Annotated in this window: 19 protein-coding genes and 2 pseudogenes; 9 read left to right on the top strand and 12 right to left on the bottom strand. The window is 62.7% G+C overall.

Annotated features, from left to right (window positions below):
* The first annotated feature begins 192 nt into the window (after positions 1-192).
* Entirely contained in the window at positions 193-720 is a 528-nt protein-coding gene (locus tag RFM68_RS05090) for a hypothetical protein (RefSeq protein WP_320231607.1), read from the top strand.
* 100 nt (positions 721-820) lie between these two features.
* Here the strand turns inward: RFM68_RS05090 and RFM68_RS05095 are convergent.
* Positions 821-892 (bottom strand): annotated as a pseudogene (locus RFM68_RS05095) (DNA-binding response regulator); the annotation flags it as partial.
* A 70-nt stretch (positions 893-962) separates the two neighbouring features.
* On the opposite strand from RFM68_RS05095, the gene RFM68_RS05100 reads away from it, so the two are divergent.
* Entirely contained in the window at positions 963-1643 is a 681-nt protein-coding gene (locus RFM68_RS05100) for a transposase (RefSeq protein ID WP_320231608.1), read from the top strand.
* Between the two features lie 131 nt (positions 1644-1774).
* A complete protein-coding gene (locus tag RFM68_RS05105; protein ID WP_320231609.1) occupies positions 1775-2137 on the top strand; it encodes an Imm8 family immunity protein in 363 nt (120 codons plus the stop codon).
* A 42-nt stretch (positions 2138-2179) separates the two neighbouring features.
* On the opposite strand, the pseudogene RFM68_RS33595 reads toward RFM68_RS05105, so the two are convergent.
* Positions 2180-2301 (bottom strand): annotated as a pseudogene (locus RFM68_RS33595) (DNA-binding response regulator); the annotation flags it as partial.
* 31 nt (positions 2302-2332) lie between these two features.
* Complete coding sequence (locus tag RFM68_RS05110; protein ID WP_320231610.1) at positions 2333-3016, bottom strand: response regulator; 684 nt, start codon at positions 3014-3016, stop codon at positions 2333-2335.
* A 225-nt stretch (positions 3017-3241) separates the two neighbouring features.
* Between RFM68_RS05110 and RFM68_RS05115 the strand changes: the two genes are divergently transcribed.
* The 3 genes from RFM68_RS05115 to RFM68_RS05125 are packed head-to-tail and all read left to right on the top strand — an operon-like array spanning position 3242 to position 5649.
* Positions 3242-3940, top strand: coding sequence for a fumarylacetoacetate hydrolase family protein (locus RFM68_RS05115; protein WP_320231611.1), 699 nt, complete (start codon positions 3242-3244; stop codon positions 3938-3940).
* Positions 3937-4587, top strand: a complete 651-nt coding sequence (maiA, locus tag RFM68_RS05120) for a maleylacetoacetate isomerase (RefSeq protein ID WP_320231612.1) — start codon at positions 3937-3939, stop codon at positions 4585-4587. The genes RFM68_RS05115 and maiA overlap by 4 nt, the downstream gene beginning before the upstream one ends.
* A gap of 18 nt (positions 4588-4605) precedes the next feature.
* Positions 4606-5649 (top strand): zinc-dependent alcohol dehydrogenase family protein, encoded by a 1044-nt coding sequence (locus RFM68_RS05125; protein ID WP_320231613.1) that lies wholly within the window; start codon positions 4606-4608, stop codon positions 5647-5649.
* A gap of 12 nt (positions 5650-5661) precedes the next feature.
* Here RFM68_RS05125 and RFM68_RS05130 read toward each other — a convergent pair whose 3' ends face one another.
* Complete coding sequence (locus RFM68_RS05130; RefSeq protein ID WP_320231614.1) at positions 5662-6555, bottom strand: DMT family transporter; 894 nt, start codon at positions 6553-6555, stop codon at positions 5662-5664.
* 103 nt (positions 6556-6658) lie between these two features.
* Here RFM68_RS05130 and RFM68_RS05135 point away from each other — a divergent pair, with 103 nt between their 5' ends.
* Positions 6659-8113, top strand: coding sequence for an aminotransferase-like domain-containing protein (locus RFM68_RS05135; protein WP_320231615.1), 1455 nt, complete (start codon positions 6659-6661; stop codon positions 8111-8113).
* Here the strand turns inward: RFM68_RS05135 and RFM68_RS05140 are convergent.
* From RFM68_RS05140 to RFM68_RS05150, 3 genes are all read right to left on the bottom strand, one after another.
* Positions 8110-8601, bottom strand: a complete 492-nt coding sequence (locus RFM68_RS05140) for a MaoC family dehydratase (protein WP_320231616.1) — start codon at positions 8599-8601, stop codon at positions 8110-8112. The genes RFM68_RS05135 and RFM68_RS05140 overlap by 4 nt on opposite strands.
* Before the next feature lie 178 nt (positions 8602-8779).
* Complete coding sequence (locus RFM68_RS05145; protein WP_320231617.1) at positions 8780-9208, bottom strand: phasin family protein; 429 nt, start codon at positions 9206-9208, stop codon at positions 8780-8782.
* Positions 9209-9375: 167 nt separating this feature from the next.
* Positions 9376-10671, bottom strand: coding sequence for a DUF445 domain-containing protein (locus tag RFM68_RS05150; protein ID WP_320231618.1), 1296 nt, complete (start codon positions 10669-10671; stop codon positions 9376-9378).
* Between the two features lie 209 nt (positions 10672-10880).
* Between RFM68_RS05150 and rirA the strand changes: the two genes are divergently transcribed.
* The gene (gene rirA, locus RFM68_RS05155; RefSeq protein WP_292301051.1) at positions 10881-11342 is read left to right on the top strand and encodes an iron-responsive transcriptional regulator RirA; all 462 of its coding nucleotides are present in this window, start codon (positions 10881-10883) and stop codon (positions 11340-11342) included.
* Here rirA and RFM68_RS05160 read toward each other — a convergent pair.
* From RFM68_RS05160 to hemP, 5 genes are read right to left on the bottom strand one after another with little or no spacing between them, the layout of a single operon-like run.
* Positions 11339-12127, bottom strand: a complete 789-nt coding sequence (locus RFM68_RS05160; RefSeq protein ID WP_320231619.1) for a heme ABC transporter ATP-binding protein — start codon at positions 12125-12127, stop codon at positions 11339-11341. The genes rirA and RFM68_RS05160 overlap by 4 nt on opposite strands.
* A 7-nt stretch (positions 12128-12134) precedes the next feature.
* Positions 12135-13235, bottom strand: coding sequence for a FecCD family ABC transporter permease (locus RFM68_RS05165; RefSeq protein ID WP_320231620.1), 1101 nt, complete (start codon positions 13233-13235; stop codon positions 12135-12137).
* A gap of 6 nt (positions 13236-13241) precedes the next feature.
* Positions 13242-14135, bottom strand: a complete 894-nt coding sequence (locus RFM68_RS05170) for a heme/hemin ABC transporter substrate-binding protein (RefSeq protein WP_320231621.1) — start codon at positions 14133-14135, stop codon at positions 13242-13244.
* 11 nt (positions 14136-14146) lie between these two features.
* On the bottom strand, positions 14147-15208 hold the full coding sequence (locus RFM68_RS05175; RefSeq protein WP_320231622.1) for a hemin-degrading factor: 1062 nt from the start codon (positions 15206-15208) through the stop codon (positions 14147-14149).
* A 53-nt stretch (positions 15209-15261) separates the two neighbouring features.
* Positions 15262-15468, bottom strand: coding sequence for a hemin uptake protein HemP (gene hemP / locus RFM68_RS05180; protein WP_320231623.1), 207 nt, complete (start codon positions 15466-15468; stop codon positions 15262-15264).
* A 199-nt stretch (positions 15469-15667) separates the two neighbouring features.
* On the opposite strand from hemP, the gene RFM68_RS05185 reads away from it, so the two are divergent.
* On the top strand, positions 15668-17887 hold the full coding sequence (locus RFM68_RS05185) for a TonB-dependent hemoglobin/transferrin/lactoferrin family receptor (protein ID WP_320231624.1): 2220 nt from the start codon (positions 15668-15670) through the stop codon (positions 17885-17887).
* Positions 17888-17936: the final 49 nt, after the last annotated feature.

Here is a 17936-nt window from a genome sequence, read left to right on the forward strand (position 1 = left end):
TCCCGCCGCAAATGCAGGATGCAGGCAGGCTATTCCATAGATCTCAGGTTAGAGGATAGCGGCATGATTATTAACTCGAAGAATATCAAAGCGGCCGCATTGGAATGTATCCATAAACGTCTAGGGTCGCAGCGATCTCAGTTAAAAGGGAGGAGGCTATTCCTTACCCTAGTGGAAAATGGAACAGATTTTATGATTGAGATCGATATTTTCGCGGAACGCAGATACAACGACTACGACTGCTCCGGGGCAGTAGCGCTTCGATGGAAAGGATTCTCCCAAGCTTTTCGGCGTTTCATTGACTGGTACAACCACTCTTTTAATGAAACCGCTCAATCTCACGAATACTTCGTCCTACGGACTTTCGATAATATCGGCGGAGTTTCGCCATCACCCGGAAATCGACATGCATTCGTAGTTGAGAGCGAGCAGAGCTTGAACGAATTCATCAATCGATGCGTCAATGATCTCAATGGCGCGGTTGGTGAATGGATAAAGAACTGGTTCACTTGGCCGTCAGCCCTGTTGGCCATGGACAAAGATAGGCAACTGTGTGGGGCTTGGCGAGATATGGCCTATTTCTGCTTGGTGGAAAAGGTCCATGGACACAAAGCGGCTTGCGCGTGGGTTAATGGCATTGATTCAACCGGTTGGCCGGAGTTTTTGGGCGCTCAAATTGAATATCTGAAATCGCAAGCCTGTAAGGAAATGCAGACCTAGTTGTTTAGTCCCGGCATTTGCTGGAGCGGATTGACTGTGAAACGGTCGGAATTACGGTGACAGGAATTACGGTGACAGTGCACTAATTTTTCGTCAAACCTCAAAACCCCGCCTGATCCCGAAACAGCTCCGCGTTGTCCAGCTTCGACACCTCGATCACCGCCTGCGTGCGAATTACGGTGACAGTGCACTAATTGCCGATCATAGTCACCATCGAAGTCCTTGGCCTCTGGAATGATCGCATGGCTCGCCTTGCCCGCATTGTCGTTCCCGGTCTGCCGCATCACGTCACGCAGCGTGGCAATGGACGCGCCAGGGTGTTTTTCGCGCCTGAAGACTACACGCTCTACAAAGACCTGCTGGTCGAGCATTGCCGGCTTGCCGATGTCGGCATCTGGGGATGGTGCCTGATGCCGAACCACGTGCATCTGATCCTGACGCCGGCCGATGCCGACGGCCTGCGGCGCGCACTCGCCAAGGTGCATCGCATCTATGCGGGCATCATCCATGCCCGGCAAAGGAAGACCGGGCATTTCTGGCAAGGCCGGTTCGGCGCCGTCGCGATGGACGAGGATCACCTGTTGTCGGCGGTACGCTATGTCGGGCTCAATCCCGTACGCGCGCGGCTGGTGGAACGGGCGGTTGACTGGCCATGGTCGAGTGCTCGGGCGCATCTGACGGGCGAACCCGATGGTGTTACGGATCTGGAGCCGATGAAGGACCGGCTGCCATCAACGACCGGCCTGTTCGATCTGGTCGAGATGGATGCCGCGGCTTTCGAAGCGTTGCGCAAGGCCGAGAGTATCGGCAGGCCCGTGGGCAGCGAGGCGTTTCTGGGCCGAATCGCCGAGAAAATCGGGAAAGCCGTGAAACCACGCAAGCGCGGCAGGCGGCAGGCGGTAATTAGTGCACTGTCACCGTAATTCCTAAGGGGTTTCCGAGACGTGACTCCCAAATCGAGTCCACTGGCAACTACAGGCTTTCAAGCCAACTTCGAAGTTTTTGACCGAGCAACAAGCAAGAGGATATCGAACGTTCACGTTCAGGTGGATCCATGATAATAATAAAGCATATATATAGCCGGGACCTATGGGTTGACGGTAGAATTATTCCTTTGTGGTCTCTTCCAAAGCAAGCGAACATTTACTTAAATATTAGAGTTACAATAGGATTCGATGAAAATTCCTTTGAAGAAGTTTTTGACTCTGCGATTATAACTGGGAGTCTCGTGGAAAAATGCGCAGGAGCCGAGACTGATCCGTATAACGGAAAAGTATTTACATACCCAGAATTTGACCAGAATTTTATAAAAGAAGATATCTATAGCAAGATAAATGCTTGCAATATGTTGGATTTTAGAGACAGTATTTCAGAGCTAGCGAAGATAATGCAATGGGATTTTGAGGGAATGCAGTAAAAATTGGAAACTAACCTCACGTCAAACCATTTGACTCTCACCTCAAGCCAACCTGATCCCGAACAGATCCGCATTGTCCAGCCCCGAAGCCTCGATCACCGCTGCGTCCTGCTGTACACATTGAGCCTGCGCAAAATCTCCCAGACATGCGCCTTCACGGTGGAATTACGGTGAGAGTGCACCCTTAACGCTAAATCAAAACCCCGCCTGATCCCGAAACAACTCCGCGTTGTCCAGCTTCGAAACCTCGATCACCGCCTGCGTGCGGCTATACACATTGAGCTTGCGCAATATCTCCGAGACATGTGCCTTCACCGTGGTCTCGCCCACCTGCAACTCGTAGGCGATCTGCTTGTTCAGCATACCCTGGCGCAGCATCTGCAGGACCCTCAGCTGCTGCGGCGTGAGCCTCGCCAGGCGCTGCACCATATCGGCGCGGTCGGTGCTGTCGGGGTCCGGCGGCTGGCCCTCGTAATTTTCCGGCACATAGACCGCCCCCTCCATCACCGAGCGGATGGCGGCGGCGAGATCGCTCTTCCTCGCCGATTTCGGGATGAAGCCGGCAGCGCCATAGGACAGCGCCTCGGAGATGATCTTCGGCTCCTCGTAGCCGGACACGATCACCACCGGCAGCCGCGGATAGCGGGTCCTGAGCTGCAGCAGCCCTTCGAAGCCGTGCACGCCGGGCATGCTCAGATCGAGCAGCGCGAGGTCGAACGCCTTCGCGCCGGCGAGAAGATCGATCGCCTCGGCGATCGAGCGCGCCTCGACCGTGTCGACATCCGGATAGGCCATCTGCACGGCGCTGTGCAGCGCCTCGCGAAACAGCGGGTGGTCGTCGATGATCAGGAAGCGGGCGCGATCGTTGACGGAGCTCATTGCACAGGTTCGGGCATCGGTTCGGTTTCGGTTGGGCACAGGATAGTCCGGTGACCATGGCCAGATTATTGGCAAATAGTATATCGGCCAATGGTACGGCGCCCAATGGTACGGCGCATTGTCGTTGAAACGACAGTCCGATATGCGCGCGATGGCCCTCAGTCTTGCCCGCCCGTCAAAATCGGCCGAAGGTGCGCACGATTCATGCCAACACTAGAGACAGCCATGCCAGACTACGTCCTTCCGCCGCCGGCGATTGCTTCGGTTGCCGTTGCCGGCTCGGGGGATCGGTTTGCCGTACGCCGCATCTTCTGCGTCGGCCGCAATTACGCCGCGCATGCCCGCGAGCTCGGCAATGACGAGCGCGACCCGCCCTTCTTCTTCACGAAGCCGGCAGACGCTGTCGTCGACAGCGGCGCCGAGATCCCCTACCCGCCGCTGACCTCGAATCTGCACCACGAGATCGAGCTGGTCGTCGCGATCGGCAAGGCCGGCTTCCGCATTCCGCCAGCCGATGCGCTCGCCCATGTCTGGGGCTATGGCGTCGGCGTCGACCTCACCCGCCGCGACCTGCAGGATCAGGCCAAGAAGGCGGCTCGTCCCTGGGACTGGTCGAAGGCATTCGACCAATCCGGGCCTTGCGGCCCGCTGGTTTCGGCCGCGAAAACGGGGCATCCGGAGAAAGGCCGCATCTGGCTCGCCGTCAACGGTGCGGTGAAGCAGGACGGCGACCTTGCCGAACTGATCTGGCCGATCGCCGACATCGTCTCGATCTGCAGCGAGGCGGTGGAGCTTCAGCCCGGCGACCTGATCTTCACCGGCACGCCGGCCGGCGTCGGCGTGGTTCAGGCGGGCGACAGGATCACAGGCGGCGTCGACGGCATCGGCGCCGTCGAGGTGACCATCGGGCAGCCGAGGCGATGAGCGACCTCGTCCTTCACAACTACTACCGCTCCTCCACCTCGTATCGGGTGCGGATTGCGCTGGAGATGAAGGGTCTGAGCTACACCTATGTGCCGCATCATCTGCGCCATGGCGAGCATCTCGAAGCCGCCTATCTCGCGGTCAACCCGCAAGGGCTGGTGCCGGCGCTGGTTCTCGACGACGGCACACTTTTGACCCAATCGCTGGCGATCATCGAATATCTCGACGAGATCGCGCCCGAGCCGCCGCTGCTGCCCAAGGATGCGCTGGGCCGGGCCCGCGTCAGGATGCTGGCGCAGATGATCGCCTGCGACATCCACCCGGTGAACAATCTGCGCGTGCTGACTTCGCTGCGCACCCTGTTCGGCGCCGGCGACGAGGATGTCGTCAACTGGTTCCGCCACTGGGTGAACGAAGGTTTCCAGCCGCTTGAAAAGATTCTGGCCTCCTCGCCCGAGACCGGCCTCTTCTGTCACGGCGATACGCCGGGCCTGGCCGATATCTGCCTCGCCGCGCAGGTCATCAACAATGCCCGCTTCGGCGTCGACATGACGCCCTACCCGGTAATTGCGCGCATCAACGCCGCCTGCATGGCGCTGCCGGCGTTCCAGAAGGCTGCGCCGCAGAACCAGATCGATGCCGAATAACACGCTGAAGGACCTCCTATGAAAGCTGTCGTCTTCGAGAAATTCGGCGAGGCGCCGACGATCCAGACCGTGCCCGACCCGAAACCGGCCGCCGACGGCGTGGTCATCAAGGTCGAGGCGACCGGCCTTTGCCGCAGCGACTGGCACGGCTGGATGGGCCATGACGACGGCATCACCCTGCCGCATGTTCCCGGACATGAGCTGGCGGGCGTCGTCGTCGCCGCCGGCAAGCAGGTCAGCCGCTGGAAGGCCGGCGATCGCGTGACGGTCCCCTTCGCCGTCGGCTGCGGGCGCTGCTTCGAATGCACGTCGGGCAATCACCAGGTCTGCGAGCACCAGTCCCAGCCGGGCTTCACCGGCTGGGGCTCGTTTGCCGAATATGTCGGCATCGAGCACGCCGACACCAATCTCGTGCGCCTGCCCGAGGAGATGGAATTCGCCACCGCCGCCAGTCTCGGCTGCCGCTTCGTCACCTCCTTCCGCGCTATCGTCGACCAGGGCCGGGTGACGCCCGGCGAATGGGTGGCCGTGCATGGCTGCGGCGGCGTCGGCCTGTCGGCGATCATGATCGCCAGCGCCATGGGCGCGAACGTCATCGCCATCGACCTCACCGACGAGAAGCTGGACTTCGCCAAAAAGATCGGCGCGGTGGCGACGATCAACGCGTCGACGACGCCGAGCGTGGTCAAGGCCGTCAAGCAGATCACCAATGGCGGCGCGCATATGTCGATGGACGCGCTCGGCCATCCGACCACTTCGTTCAACTCGATCGCCAATCTGCGCCGGCGCGGCCGCCACGTTCAGGTCGGGCTGATGCTGGGCGAGCATGCCCGCCCGCAAGTACCCATGGACAAGGTGATCGCCTTCGAGCTCGAAATCCTCGGCAGCCACGGCATGCAGGCCTACCGCTATGCCGCGATGATGGACATGATCCGCACCGGCAAGCTCAAGCCTGAATTGCTGGTCGGCAAGAAGATCAGCCTCGAGGAAGCACCCGCGGCGCTGATGGCGATGGGCGGCTTCGAGGGCATCGGCATCGGGGTGGTGACGAAGTTTCGGTAGGAAACGGCGCAGTCATTGCTCGGCCGTGCGCAGCGGCGGACCTGGTTTTGAAAACTTCTTCGCCCCGAACACGCAGGCCACCACGCCGAGCGTGACGACGACCATCAGCGGGCTGACCTGCTCGTGCAGCAGTATTGCCGCCAGCGCCAGGCCGAAGAAGGGCTGCAGCAGTTGCAACTGCCCGACGGCGGCGATGCCGCCTTGGGCGAGGCCGCGATACCAGAAGATGAAGCCGATCAGCATGCTGAACAGCGAAACATAGGCAAGGCCGATCCACGCGCCGGAGCCAACGCCGGCGAAGGATGGCGGCAGCGTCGCAAAGGTCAGCGCCAGCATGACCGGCAGTGACAGCGCCAGTGCCCAGCAGATCACCTGCCAGCCGCCGAGCTTGCGCGACAGCTTGGCTCCTTCGGCGTAGCCCAGTCCGCAGGCGATGATGGCAGCCAGCATCAAGCCGTCGCCGACCGGCGACGCGGTCACGCCCTGCGTCAGGGCAAAGCCAGCGACCAAAGCGCTGCCCAGGCACGAGAACAGCCAGAAGGCCGGGCGCGGACGGTCGCCGCCGCGCACGACGCCGAAGATCGCGGTCGCCAGCGGCAACAAGCCGACGAATATGATGGAATGCGCCGAGGTGACATGCTTCAGCGCCAGCGCCGTCAGCAAAGGAAAGCCGACCACAACGCCCAGCGCAACGATGACCAGCGAAACGAGGTCGCTCTGTTCCGGACGCTTCTCGCGAAACAGCAGCAGCAGCGCGATCCCCAGAAGGCCGGCGATAGCCGCCCGGGCCGACGTCAGGAAGGTCGGGTCGAAATCCATCACCGCCACCCGGGTCGCCGGCAGCGACCCGCTGAAGATCAGCACCCCGATGAAGCCGCTGAGCCAGCCGTCAAAACTCTTTTCCATCATCTGCTCCGTTTGCACTTTCCGTACCGGGGCAGGCCATGGCGTTACCAGAGACAATAGGGTACAATTCCAAAAAACTGTAATGGTCTTCGGGAAAGTACAGATGGATGCAAAAGGCCCAAATGCCAGCGGCGCAACCCTCGTCGAAACCGTCATGGCGACGATCCGCCAGCGGATCGCGGCGCGCACGCTGACGCCCGGAGCCCGCCTGCCGTCGATACGGGCCATGGCCAAATCCATGCAGGTTTCGAAATCGACCGTGGTCGAAGCCTATGAGCGGCTTGCGGCGGAAGGCACCATCCGCTCGCGCCCGGGCTCGGGTTTCTACGCCGCCGGCCAGCTTGCGCCGTTGTCGCTGGCCGAGATCGGCCCGCGGCTCGACCGGGCCGTCGATCCGCTCTGGGTCTCGCGGCAATCGCTCGAGGCGGGCGAAGAGATGCTGAAGCCCGGCTGCGGCTGGCTGCCGGCCTCCTGGATGCCGCAGGCCGGCTTGCGCCGCGCGCTCAGAACCGCTGCCCGCGCGGACGATGCAGCGCTTGCCGACTACGGCACGCCGCTCGGGCTGCCGCCGCTGCGCCAATTGCTGGCGCGGCGCATGGCCGAGCATGGCGTCGAAGCCTCGCCGGACCAGATCATGCTGACGGATTGCGGCACCCAAGCCATCGACCTTCTGTGCCGCTTCCTGCTCGAGCCAGGCGATGCGGTTCTGGTCGACGATCCCTGCTATTTCAACTTTCACGCGCTGCTTCGCGCCCATCAGGCCAAGGTGGTCGGCGTTACTGTCACGCCTTCGGGACCGGATATCGAGCTCTTCGCCGAGGCCCTCGCCGAGCACCGGCCGCGCCTCTACATCACCAATTCAGGCATCCACAATCCGACGGGCGCGATCCTGTCGCCGGTCACCGCACACCGACTGCTCAAGCTCGCCGACCAGGCGGACCTCACCATCGTAGAGGACGATATCTTCGCAGACTTCGAACATACCCCTGCCCCAAGGCTCGCGGCCTTCGACGGGCTGCAGCGCGTCATCCAGATCGGCTCCTTCTCCAAGACCTTGTCGGCCTCGGTGCGATGCGGCTTCATCGCAGCACCAGTCGACTGGATGGAAGGCCTCACCGATCTCAAGATCGCCACGACATTCGGCGGCGGGCGGCTGTCCTCTGAACTGGTGCTGACCTTGTTGAAGGACGGCAGCTACCGCAAGCATGTCGAGCAGTTGCGCACCCGCCTGTCGCGCGCCATGGCCGAGACCGCCGGCGGGCTGAAAACGATGGGCATCGTGCCATGGATCGATCAGCCTGCCGGCATGTTCCTGTGGTGCCGGCTGCCTGACGGCATCGACGCCGCCGATGTCGCCCGCCATGCGCTCTCGGACAATGTCGTGCTGGCGCCCGGCAACGCCTTCAGCCTGTCGCACACCGCCGGCCGCTTCATGCGCTTCAACGTCGCGCAATGCGGAGATCAGCGCATCTTCAAGGTCTTGGAAAAAGCGATCGCGGCGTCGCGCCGCAAAGCCGTCACCCTCGCTCGGCTTGACCCGAATCTCGGTAGATCCTAGGCCCGCTTGCGGCGCTCATACATCATCACCAGCGTTTCGGCTGTCAGCGCCGGTTTCTGCTCGCCTTCGATCTCGACGGTATTCTCGGCTTTCATCAGATACTGGCCGGGACCGCGATCCTCCATGGAGAGCAGCGTCGTGCGCAGCCTGATGCGCGCACCGGCTTTTACCGGCGCCAGGAAGCGCACCTTGTCGAAGCCGTAGTTGAAGGCGGCCTGCGTGTTTTCCGGTACGATGCCCATCTCCAGCGCCAGCGCGCCGATGATCGACAGCGTCAGATAGCCATGCGCGATCGTGGTGCGGAACGGGCTATGCCGTTTTGCCCGCTCGGGATCGACATGGATCCACTGATGGTCGCCCGTGCATTCGGCGAACTGGTCGATTCGCAGCTGGTCGACCGTCGTCCAGTCCGACACGCCGAGCTCCTGTCCGGACATCGCGCGCAACTGTTCGAAGGTCGGCGGCGTTTTCCGCCGTGTTTCCGTCATTCCGGCTTTCCCATCACTCTTGCCTGTCTCCCGACCATGAAGCGGCAGCCTCTGTCAATTCGCTGCTTCGCGATTCTCGCCGGTAGAGTTGATGCTTTACGGCAAGCCGAGAACGCGCCGCGCTTGGGCCGGTTGCATCGCATGTCAGTCGATGGTGGGTCCGAAATCGCCGAATGACCTATTTCTTTTCATAGCCGGCACGGATTTCCGCCATTGCACCCCTGATCCGGTCGCGCAGGATTTCGACCGATTCGGTGTTGGATTTCCGCACGAGGTCAGCCACTTCGCTGGCATTCTTCAGCGTCGTCTCGAACGACCTGCGGGCAAATTCGGCCTGCTTGCTCATCAGGTCCTGCGGATTGCCGGGCGTCTGGTAGTTCTGCGCCATCCGGGTGATCTCGTGCATGGCGTTCTGCACCATCTCATGCTGCCTCGCCAGCACGGAGGATGCGCCGGCGGCACTTGCTCTTGCCGATCTTTCCAGCGCTTCGAGGTTCTTGCGGTGGTGATCGAGAATCGACTGGACATCGACATTCGGCAGCTTGAGGTCGCGGCCGAACCTGCTGAACATGTCGAGGAACGAGTCGGAATCCGGTTGTCTTGCCATGCTCTGCCTCCCGTTTTGCCGCTTTGCGGCGCCCTCAAGAGCAATTCCAGGAAAAGTGTGTCACGGTTTTCCGTCCGGAATTGCGTAAAACAAAGAGATAGAGCAGTTCGCCGTCTCCGTGGGACGGTGAACCGCTCCAGGGGAGAATAGTACGCGTTGAGCCCGCGTCAATTGACCAGAAATAGCCGCTCCGCCGTATAGAGCGCCAGGCCGGCAAGTCCACCGATGACCATGCCATTGAAACGGATATATTGCAGGTCCTTCCCGATGTTCGTCTCGATCAGCCGCGTCAGTTGCGCCAGGTCCCAGCGCTTGACCTGGTCGGCGACGAATTTCGACACTCCGCTCTTCTGGCTCTCGACGAACGAGGCCAGCGCCACGACAAAGCCCTGATTCATGTCGGCCCTGATCTGAGCGTCGTCGGCCAGATGCCGGCCGACCTCGACGAACATGTTGGCGAGGTGCTCGCGGATCGTCGAATTCGGCGCATTGACGTCCTGCTCGATGAACAGGCGCAGGCTCGTCCATGCATCGCCGGCCAGTGCCCTCACCTCCGGGCGACCGAGAAAATCGCGCTTCAGCTTCTCGGCGCTCCTTGCATATTGCTTCGAGGTCCTGAGCCGCTCGATGAAGCCCAGTGCGAAGCGATCGAATTCCGCGCGCATCGGGTGATCGGGATCGGCCCGCACCTCATCGAGCAACGAACCCGCCGAGGCGACGATCTTCTTCAAGAGATAGGCATCGGCGCGGAACAGGTTGAACAGCGACGGCAATTCCTCGCGGATCTTTTCGCGCATTGTCGCCAGCGCCTGCTCGTCGTTGAGAAAACGCCCGACGACCCGAGTGAATTCGTCGAACAGCTTCTGGTGACGGCGGTCGTCGGTCAGCGCCGACAGCAGATCCGCCGCAAGCGGCGCCAGCGGCACCTTTTCGATCTGCTCCAGCATGCGGCTGGTGACGAAGTCGCGCAGGCCCGATTGCTCCACCGCCGTCAGCGTCTGCGGCACCAGCCGCGCGACGAATCGCGACAGGTCGGCGGCGCGCTCGGCATCGGCCAGCCAGTCGGCGACCAAAGCGGCGAAGTCGACCTCGGCGAGCTTTTCGCGCACCGGCTCCGGCGCCAGGAAATTGGCCTCGATGAAGCGGCCGAGATTGTCGGCGATGCGGTGCTGGTTCTCCGGAATGATGGCGGTGTGCGGGATCGGCAGCCCGAGCGGCCGCCTGAACAGCGCCACCACGGCATACCAGTCGGCGATGCCGCCAATGGTTGCCGCCTCGGCGAAGGCCGCTACGAAGCCGAGCCACGGATAGGCGGCCTGGAACGACTTGGCGAGCGCGAAGACGAGCACGCAGAGCGCGAGCGCTGCGGCGGCGATGAATTTGGTCCGCCGCAATGCCGAAAGCTTTGCCTGTGCGTCGGCGTCGAATCGAACCGGCGCGAGAGCCGGAGCTGATTGTGACATGGAAAGGCCGTTCCCTGTTTGCACCTGCACTTATCTAGTGCCTGGGTCCGTGAAACGCCCGCTCGAAGCTTGGGACGGCATATCGGGCTAACATACGCACCGGCTGCACAAAAAGTTGACACGATTATTCAGCTATGTGGCGGTCCAGTCTGGAATTGTTCCAAACTATGGGCCATATTCGGCTCAAGCTAATATTTCGCGAGGATACCATGCGGCTCACGCGCCAGACCAATTATGCGATGCGCATCCTGATGTATTGCGCCGCAAATAGCGACAGGCTGAGCCGCATCCCCGAGATCGCCGCCGCCTATTCGGTGTCGGAACTGTTCCTGTTCAAGATCCTGCAGCCGCTGGTCGAGGCCGGCCTGGTCGAGACCGTTCGCGGCCGCAATGGCGGCGTGAGGCTCGGCCGCCCGGCCGAGCAGATCAACCTGTTCGATGTCGTGCGCGTCACCGAAGAGAGTTTTGCCATGGCCGAATGCTTCGAAAACGATGCCGCCGAATGCCCGCTGGTCGACAGCTGCGCCCTGAATTCGGCGTTGCGCGAGGCGCTCAATGCCTTCTTCGCCGTGCTCTCCCGCTACACGATCGCCGACCTCGTCGCTGCGCGTCCGAACGTGCGCCATCTGCTCGGCATCGACCTTCTGGAGCAGCGCGCGCCCGCTGCTTAGGCAGCCGATTGCGGCAACACGAACGGCACGCTTCCGGCAGGCAGCGCGCCGACCTTCAGGTGGCAGTCGAACACCTTTTCGATCAACTCGTCATTCAGCACGTCTCGCGGCGAGCCGGCGGCAGCCAGCTCACCACGATGCAGCACGAAAATGCGGTCGGCATACATCGCCGTCAGGTTGAGGTCGTGCAGGATCGCCACGACGCCGCCACCGCGCCGGGCGAAATCGCGCGCGATATTCATGATGATGAGCTGGTGCTTGATGTCGAGGCTGGAAACCGGCTCGTCGAGGAAAAGATAGCGCGGCCTGCCCTCCAGCACCGGCGCCCAGACCTGGCACAGCACACGGGCAAGCTGCACGCGCTGCTGCTCGCCGCCGGAAAGCTCCTGGTAGAAACGGCCGGCAAACCCGTCGAGGTCGACACGCGCCAGCGCCCGCTCCGCCAGGTGCGCATCCTCGCCGGGCAGCACCCCGGAGCGCCCGCCGATCAGGCCAAGGCGCACGATCTCTCGCACGGTGAAGGGAAAGGACAGCGCTGTGGCTTGCGGCAGCACGGCACGCAGAGTTGCCGCCTCCACCGGCTTCATGGCGGACAGGTCGCGGCCATTGAGCGCCACGGTGCCGCTATAGGCAAGCTCGCCGGTCAGCGCCTTTAGCAGAGTCGTCTTGCCGGAGCCGTTCGGCCCGACGATGGCCGCGACCGCGCCGGGCCGCGCCGCGAAGTCGACATGCGACACGATGCGCTTGCCGCCGATCGCCACCGAGATGTCGCGCGCTTCGATCATCGGGACCTCACAAATCGACGATGCCGCGCTTGCGCAGCAGGATCCACAGGAAGAAAGGCGCGCCGGCGACCGCGGTGACGATGCCGATCGGTAGCTCGGCCGGAGCGACGATGGTGCGGGCGACCGCGTCGGCGAGCAGAAGCAGCGAAGCGCCGAGCAGGGCCGACGCCGGCAGCAGATAGCGATTGTCCGGGCCGATCGCCAGGCGCAAGACATGCGGCACGACGATGCCGATGAAGCCGATGCCGCCGCTGACCGCGACCGAAGCGCCGACCGCCGCCGATACGCCGACGATGGCCGTGTATTTCAACCGCTGCACCGGAATGCCGAGATGGCCCGCCGTCGCCTCGCCCAGCGCCAGCGCGTTGAGGCCGCGCGCCAGGAACGGCATCGCGGCCAGCGCCAGCACGATCACGGGCCCGACGGTGCCGATCTTCGGCCATGTCGCGCCGGCAAGCGAGCCGAGCTGCCAGAAGGTCAGGTCGCGCAGCTGCCGGTCGTCGGCCATGAAGATCAGGACGCCGGTCAGCGCCATGGAAAGCGCGCTGATGGCGATGCCGGCAAGCAGCATCGTGGCGACCGACGTCCTGCCCTGGCGCGTGGCGATGGCATAAAGCAGGAATGTCACTGCGAGACCGCCGAGGAATGCCGCCAGCGGCAGCGCGAGTGTGCCAAGCGCCAGCGTAACCGGCGCAAGCCAGGTGGCGCCGAGCACAATGATCGCCACCGCGCCGAGGCTGGAGCCGGCGGACACGCCGATCAGGCCGGGATCGGCGAGCGGATTGCGGAACAGCCCCTGCATCACCGCACCGCAGACGGCGAGCGCGGCGCCGATCAGCACGCCGAGTAGAACGCGCGGCATGCGGATGTCATAGACGATCAGCCGGTCGCGGGCCGCAAGCGCCGCATCGGCAGGCATGGCGCCCGTAAACCAGTCGCGGATGACGCGAATGGCGGACGCGTCGGAAGCGCCCGACGTCAGCGACAGGACCACGGAAAGCGCGAGCGCCAGGCACAAAAGCAGGATGACAAGCCTTGCCTGTGCCGAGCGATCGCCATCGGCTATCATCACCCTGCCCGCGGCGCCGGCAATGGACTGTTCCGTCATCGCCGCTCAGTCCGTGACCTGATTGCCATAGAGCGAGACGGCGAGATCGTGGATCGCATCGGCCGTGCGCGGCCCGAAGCCGAGCAGGTAGCCGCCATCCATGCTGATCACCTTGCGGGTCGCACCCGCCGGCGTCGAGGCGATTGACGGGTTGGCGAACAGCTCGTCCCCCAAGATCGGCGGCCCGGCATTCTTCATGCTCAGGATCACGTCCGGCCTGGCGGTGACGATCGCCTCGTCCGACATCTGCTTGTAGCCGGAAAAACCTTCGACCGCGTTGACCGCACCGGCAAGCTTGACGATGCCGTCACCGGCCGTGTCGCTGCCCGCGGCAAGGATCTTGCCGCCCTGTGCCGACAGCACGAACAGGATGCGTTTGCGCTTCTTGATCGAGGCCGTCTGTTTTTCCGCCGCCGTCAGCTTCTTATCTGTCTCCACGGCGAGCTTCTCGGCCTTGGCGTCGACGCCGAGCGCCTTGCCGACAATGCGGATCTTTTCGACGATGCCTTCATGGCTGTAGTGCTCGGGCACCTCGATGAAAGGCACGCTCGACTTCTTCAGCACGTCGACCGCCTCCTTCGGGCCGCTGGCATGCAACGCCAGGATTCCGGTCGGATTGACCGACAGGACACCCTCCGGGGACAGCGCCCGCATATAGCCGACATCGGGCAGCTTGAGCGCTGCCTGTGGGAAATAGCTCGTCGAATCGCGAGCCACGAGACGGCCTTCCTCGCCGAGCGCATAGACGATCTCGGTGATCGAGCCGCCTATGGAGGCGATGCGCGAGGTGTCGGAGAAGACGGCCACCCGTTCGTTGGCCCCGGCCGGCGGCGCGGTGAACGCAAGCAAGACGCCGAGCATCGGCGCAAGCGCCGGACGAAAACGGACAACAACACGCATTGAGTCTTGCCTTATGCAGCGGTCGGATTGGCAATGCGGGGCAGGTTCTCGGCCAGCAAGCGCCAGTCTTCGCGCTCGCTTTCGCCCTCATGGCGCTTGCCGAAGAGCTGGATGATCATGCCGCCATTGGCGTCATAAGCCTCGAGCGAGGTGACATGGCCGTCCTTGATCGGCTTTCGCACCGCCCAGACTTCGTGGATGTGATCGGTCCTCAGATGCAGGTGGAAGGTCTCGTCGAGCACATTGATCCACGGCCCCATCGGCTTGACGGACTTGATCGGGCCGGAATGGATCTGGATGCAGCCGCGATTGCCCACGAAGCACATGATCGGCGTCTCGCCTTCCGCCGCGTGGTGGAATATGGCGCTCACGGCGTCATTGTCGAGCAGCCAGGCATAGTCCTGGCCGACCATGCGCACCGCCTCGCGGCGGCTGAGCTTCAGCGTCTTCAGCATGCCGAAGAACTGGTGCACGTCGGTCATCCTGCTCCAGCGGTCGCGCAAATCATCGATCGAGGCATCCGACCCTTGCGCTTCCCCCTCTCCTTCCGCGGCGCTTAGGAGGATCGCGGCGGTCGGCTCCTGGTTCGACGATTCGAGGCTCGCCACCAGCTTTTGGTACGCATGGAGGTTCGACGCCGGCCGCAGGTGCACCTTGTGCACGGCCTCGCCCGCGGCATCGAAGAACTGCAGGCTGCGGCGGATTTCGCCGCCGTCGCGCTTTTCGACGGCAAAGCCATGCGCCCAGACCTTCGGGAAGATGCGCAGGTCGATGTTTTCGCCCAGCACCATGGCGTTGTGATTGCCGGTGACGACCTTGTCGTAAACGCCGATCTTCTCGTGCACGGCGCTTTCATTGCGGGTCAGCGCCATCACCTCGCCGACCGCCTCGAGGCCGGTCAGCAGATCGTTGACGCGCGGCTCGACGCGGACAGTGCCGACGCCGCAATGCGCCACGACCAGTTCCGCTTCCGACATGCCCAGTTGAGCGGCAAGATCGCGCTCCCGCATTTTCGGATTGTCTTGGCCTGCCCGCCGGATCTCTTCCGGCGAAGGCTTAACGCGCTGGTCCATGTCGTCCACCTGTAATGCCTGATCTCTGCTCGTCTAACGCCTGCCGATTCCGATCACTTGTTGAGGATCAGCTTGCCCTGGCGCGTAATCTTCAGGCGGTAAAGCGCGCCATGATGCTCGATGCCGATCTCGTGCTCGCCCTGGAACAGCGTGTTGCTGGACAGCGTCCTCACCGCCATCGGCACTCTTTCGTAGCGCATCTGCGCGTCGTCTGGACGGCGGACGCGATAGCGGAAATCGTTGGGATTGTGCGTGTTCATCGGGTCGGTCCCTTTGCTCTGCCGGCCACTTGCCGGCTGCCTCGTGAAATGCCGATTAAATTCTTGACTAGAATAGTCATGTTTACTAGTCAGTGCATTACCGGACTAAATGAGTCAACATTTAAGACGCCGGACATGATCAAAATTTCGAGCGAGCCCCTGGCCAGCCAGCTACGAGCCTGAAATTTGGAGTTGGGGCATGGGGTTGGTGACTTGGGGACGGACGGGCCTGGCGGGCGATAGTGCGGGACCGGGCTTCCGATCGATTGCAAAGGCAATCGCCGCATCGATGGCCGGAGCGGCGGCGATCGCGCTCGGCGCGCCGGCCGCGCAAGCTCAGCAGGCCCCGCAACCGGCGCCCAACCAGCAGCAGTCCGATCAAACGATGAAAGCGGACGAGAAGGCTTCCGGCGATGTCACCCTTCTCGACAAGATCCTCATCATCAGCCGTACCGGCGAAACGGCGATCCAGTCGCTGGCTTCGGCCAGCCATGTCGATCAGGAACAGCTCGACCGCCGCATGGCGACCACGCCGAACGAAATGCTGCTCGGCGTGCCGGGCGTCACCGTCCAGGCCGACGCGCGCCGCGTCTCTTCGAGCATCAACATCCGCGGCTTGCAGGATTTCGGCCGCGTCGCGGTGATCGTCGACGGCGCCCGGCAGGATTTCCAGCGCTCGGACCACGGCACGCAGTCGACCTTCTATGTCGACCCCGAGCTCATCAAGTCGGTCGATGTCATCCGCGGCCCGGTCGCCAACACCTACGGCTCCGGCGCCATCGGCGGCGTCGTCTTCTTCGACACCAAGGACGCGGCGGATTTCTTGAAGCCGCAGGAGACCTGGGCCGCCTCGCTGACCGGGCGCTACGAAAGCAACGGCAAGGGCTGGACCACCAGCGCCACCGGCGCCTACCGGATCAACGAGAACTGGGACGCGCTCGGCAACATCGTCTACCGCGACTACGACAACTACAAGAACGGCGGCGGCGACACCGTTGCCGACACCGGTTTCGATGTGCTGAGCGGCCTGCTCAAGACCTCGATCCGCCCGACGGAAAACAGCGAGTTGAAGCTCGGCTGGATCGGCTCCAGCGACGGCTGGACGGAGACCAGCGGCGGCGTGCCGGCCAATGACGTCGACCTCAAGTCGAACACCTTCACCGCCCGCTACAACATCACCGACGAGGCCAAGAGCTGGCTCGACCTCCACATCAACGCCTCCTACAACAAGACGGTTCTCGACCTGACGACGCTTGTCCCGCAGAACCGCTTCGATCCGGTCACCGGCCTGCCCGTGGTGCTGCCGGTCGGCTCGCTGTCCACCTTCGATGTCGGCACGACCGGCATCGACATCTGGAACACGTCGCGTTTCGAGACGGCGAGCGTCGCGCATGAACTGACCTATGGCGGCGACTGGGTCGGCGACGATGCGGAGACCGGCGGCACAGCCGGCGGCGACAGCTTCTATACGCCATCAGGCAAGCGCAACGTCTCCGGCGCCTATGTCCAGGACAAGCTGACCTGGGAATGGCTCGAAGTCATTGGCGGCCTGCGCTACGACAATTACAGCCTGAAGGATTCCGAGCACCAGACATCCGGCGACCGGGTCTCGCCACGCATCACCGTCGGTGTCACGCCTTTCGAAAGTGCCGGCCTGACCGGCCTGCAATTCTATGGCACCTATGCGGAAGGCTATCGCTCGCCCTCGCTGACGGAGACGCTCATCAGCGGCAACCATCCGGCCGGCGTCAGCTTCCCGTTCCTGCCCAACCCGAACCTGAAGCCCGAGACCGGCAAGACCGTCGAGTTCGGCGTCAACTACAAGCAGAACGACATCATCGAGGGCGGCGATGCGCTGCGGCTCAAGGCCGCCTACTTCAACAACAATGTCGACGACTATATCGACGGCGTGACGCTCTCGCCTTTCGACCCGACCAGCGGCTGCCCATTCGGCCCCGGCATTCCGATCTGCTTCCAATACCAGAACTTCGCCAAGGCCAAGATCGACGGCTTCGAGCTCGAAAGCGTCTACGACGCGGGCTGGGGTTATGCGGGGCTGTCGGCCTCCATCATCAACGGCCACACCATCTCCTACGAAGGCGAGCGGGCCGATCTGGCCACCATCCCCTCCTCGCAGGTGACGGCGCAGCTTGGCTTGCGCTTTCTCGAGGACAAGCTGACCGTCGGCGGCGAAGTGCAGTACAACGGCAAGCCCAAGGGCAATCCGGTGGCCAAGGACTATACGCTGGTCAATGCCTTCGCCAGCTACCAGGCGACCGGCAATCTCAAGCTCGACTTCCGCGCCGACAATCTGTTCGACGTCAAATACACCAACCCGCTCAACGGAAGCACGACCGCCGTCCTCTACGAACCGGGCGTCACGCTGAAGCTTGCGGCAACCATGCGCCTTGGGGGCTGAGGAATGACCGACTTGACGATATCGCTTCGCCTCCTGACCTCGGCGCTGG

The sequence above is a fragment of the Mesorhizobium montanum genome (assembly GCF_033977145.1).
In the GTDB taxonomy this organism is placed as follows: domain Bacteria; phylum Pseudomonadota; class Alphaproteobacteria; order Rhizobiales; family Rhizobiaceae; genus Mesorhizobium; species Mesorhizobium montanum.

Bases quoted from the DNA above. Each gene is read 5' to 3' on its own strand.
- RFM68_RS05090 (WP_320231607.1), top strand. From the start codon at position 193: ATGATTGAGATCGATATTTTCGCGGAACGCAGATACAACGACTACGAC.
- RFM68_RS05100 (WP_320231608.1), top strand. From the start codon at position 963: ATGGCTCGCCTTGCCCGCATTGTCGTTCCCGGTCTGCCGCATCACGTC.
- RFM68_RS05105 (WP_320231609.1), top strand. From the start codon at position 1,775: ATGATAATAATAAAGCATATATATAGCCGGGACCTATGGGTTGACGGT.
- RFM68_RS05110 (WP_320231610.1), bottom strand. From the start codon at position 3,016: ATGAGCTCCGTCAACGATCGCGCCCGCTTCCTGATCATCGACGACCAC.
- RFM68_RS05115 (WP_320231611.1), top strand. From the start codon at position 3,242: ATGCCAGACTACGTCCTTCCGCCGCCGGCGATTGCTTCGGTTGCCGTT.
- maiA (WP_320231612.1), top strand. From the start codon at position 3,937: ATGAGCGACCTCGTCCTTCACAACTACTACCGCTCCTCCACCTCGTAT.
- RFM68_RS05125 (WP_320231613.1), top strand. From the start codon at position 4,606: ATGAAAGCTGTCGTCTTCGAGAAATTCGGCGAGGCGCCGACGATCCAG.
- RFM68_RS05130 (WP_320231614.1), bottom strand. From the start codon at position 6,555: ATGGAAAAGAGTTTTGACGGCTGGCTCAGCGGCTTCATCGGGGTGCTG.
- RFM68_RS05135 (WP_320231615.1), top strand. From the start codon at position 6,659: ATGGATGCAAAAGGCCCAAATGCCAGCGGCGCAACCCTCGTCGAAACC.
- RFM68_RS05140 (WP_320231616.1), bottom strand. From the start codon at position 8,601: ATGACGGAAACACGGCGGAAAACGCCGCCGACCTTCGAACAGTTGCGC.
- RFM68_RS05145 (WP_320231617.1), bottom strand. From the start codon at position 9,208: ATGGCAAGACAACCGGATTCCGACTCGTTCCTCGACATGTTCAGCAGG.
- RFM68_RS05150 (WP_320231618.1), bottom strand. From the start codon at position 10,671: ATGTCACAATCAGCTCCGGCTCTCGCGCCGGTTCGATTCGACGCCGAC.
- rirA (WP_292301051.1), top strand. From the start codon at position 10,881: ATGCGGCTCACGCGCCAGACCAATTATGCGATGCGCATCCTGATGTAT.
- RFM68_RS05160 (WP_320231619.1), bottom strand. From the start codon at position 12,127: ATGATCGAAGCGCGCGACATCTCGGTGGCGATCGGCGGCAAGCGCATC.
- RFM68_RS05165 (WP_320231620.1), bottom strand. From the start codon at position 13,235: ATGACGGAACAGTCCATTGCCGGCGCCGCGGGCAGGGTGATGATAGCC.
- RFM68_RS05170 (WP_320231621.1), bottom strand. From the start codon at position 14,135: ATGCGTGTTGTTGTCCGTTTTCGTCCGGCGCTTGCGCCGATGCTCGGC.
- RFM68_RS05175 (WP_320231622.1), bottom strand. From the start codon at position 15,208: ATGGACCAGCGCGTTAAGCCTTCGCCGGAAGAGATCCGGCGGGCAGGC.
- hemP (WP_320231623.1), bottom strand. From the start codon at position 15,468: ATGAACACGCACAATCCCAACGATTTCCGCTATCGCGTCCGCCGTCCA.
- RFM68_RS05185 (WP_320231624.1), top strand. From the start codon at position 15,668: ATGGGGTTGGTGACTTGGGGACGGACGGGCCTGGCGGGCGATAGTGCG.